The sequence below is a fragment of the Enterobacter sp. KB-280D8 genome (assembly GCF_041399405.1).
Taxonomy (GTDB): Bacteria; Pseudomonadota; Gammaproteobacteria; order Enterobacterales; family Enterobacteriaceae; genus Enterobacter; species Enterobacter cloacae_N.
In genome coordinates this window covers 1-252 of sequence record NZ_JBGKEC010000046.1, presented here as the reverse complement: position 1 = coordinate 252, position 252 = coordinate 1, and the positions used below count along the sequence as shown (strand labels likewise).

Sequence of the window (252 nt, the reverse complement as noted above, 5' to 3'; positions counted from 1 at the left end):
ATAAAAATGTCGGCCTCGCTGTTATTGCTGGCCTGCATGCGGAACCACGAATTACTTTTTGCGCTGGCTTTCGGACGGTGGCGCGCCCGGTTCTTTGGCTTCGGCACTGGTGCCTCCTTTATCATTGGCGGGGTCGGTGTCAAACACCAGGCCCTGTTCACGGTTCTCGTCAACCTCCGCTTTACGGCGTGACTTAACATCATCCGGGTTGCGACCGCTGGCACGTATCCAGTCGGATTCAGTAGCAGCACC

General features: G+C 56.7%; 1 pseudogene. It reads right to left on the bottom strand.

The window, feature by feature from the left end:
• Positions 1 to 51 precede the first annotated feature (51 nt).
• A pseudogene (locus AB8818_RS22950) lies at positions 52 to 252 on the bottom strand (phage portal protein); the annotation flags it as partial.